Annotated in this window: 1 protein-coding gene; it reads left to right on the top strand. The window is 43.1% G+C overall.

The window, feature by feature from the left end:
* Positions 1-256: 256 nt before the first annotated feature.
* On the top strand, positions 257-1,300 hold the full coding sequence (locus ABD915_RS08080) for a tetratricopeptide repeat protein (protein ID WP_345117228.1): 1,044 nt from the start codon (positions 257-259) through the stop codon (positions 1,298-1,300).
* Positions 1,301-1,303 lie beyond the last annotated feature (3 nt).

The raw sequence follows: 1,303 nt of genomic DNA, 5'->3' as shown, positions 1-1,303 counted from the left end.
AGCCTGTGGAGAGGAAGGCTCTGGCCAATGTCTTGTGACTTTGGTGAAACCAGCCTCGAAGAAGCAGGAAATCAACAGTAGATGTAATCAGAAATGAGAATATTTACGTAAGTTTGATAGAACGGTAGTGAAAACCGCATATGAATTTATTATCCTTGAAGATAAACATTTTTGCGCAAGATAATTCTTTGCTGATGCTTGATATGATGAAAGAAAAATGTGAAAATTCTTCAACCGTGATGAGGAGGAAACATCTATGATCAAGAGAAGCGCTAAGCTGCTTATCGTAGGAATGATTTGGTTTGCAATTTTTGTTACCAGTTCTTCTGGAATTGCTGAAGAATCCTCAGACTTTGAACGCTCTTTGAATACCATTCAAGATGCTTCAAACAAGCAAGAACCTTTTCAACCCTTACAAGCTGGACAATATGATCAAGCCTATGACTATTATATCCAAGGCTATTATTTGAAAGCCTTTCGTGCAGCGCTCCGGCGTGCTGAACAAAATGATCCCTTTGCACAAACTTTAGTTGGCCGGATTTATATGGAAGGATGTGCCGTTCCTCTTGATGGCGCACGCGCTGCTTTGTGGTTTGGACGTGCGGCAAAACAGGGTGAACCACAAGCGCAATTGCGCTATGGTCTTATGTTATTTGATGGGCATTTTATCACACAAAACCAAGAACTCGGTGAACAGTTTATTCGCCAAGCTGTCAATGCTGGAGTAAAAGAAGCTTATTTCTATTATGGGCAAATGCTCCTTTATAAAGCCGCGCGCGAGAAGCAGGCTCTTGCAGGCGTCTTTACACAAAGCCGGGAAAATGAGGCAATAGAACAGGCATTAAAATGGTTTTTAAAAGGTGCTGCCCTTGGTGATGCTGAGGCTGCTTTCGCTGCGGCAAAAATTCTCTCTTTGGGAACTTTAACACGCCCCAAGGATGATCGTAACGCCCGCAAACTCTTGGAAGTTGCTGCTCAAAATAGACATACTATGTCCCAACTTCTTTTGGCGCAATGGCTTGTACAAGGCCGTGGAGGAGAGCAAGATTTTCAACGTGCTTTTCATTTACTTTTGAGCAATGCCACCAATATGATCCCACAAGCACAGATTTCTCTTGCAAGACTTTACCGCGATGGAATAGGAACAAAAGGCGATATTATAACGGCAGCGGCATGGTACATGCTTGCAAAGCAAGCAAAAATGCAAGCGCCTGATCTTGAAATGATGCTTGAAGGTATGGATAATGCGCAGTTGGAGGAAGCCCGCAAAGAAGCCGTAAAGCTTTTACCCGTCCTTTAAAGC

This window comes from Bartonella jaculi (genome assembly GCF_039543045.1).
Classification (GTDB): domain Bacteria; phylum Pseudomonadota; class Alphaproteobacteria; order Rhizobiales; family Rhizobiaceae; genus Bartonella; species Bartonella jaculi.
The sequence above is the reverse complement of the archived record's forward strand: the minus strand, read 5'-3'. Positions and strand labels throughout refer to the sequence as shown.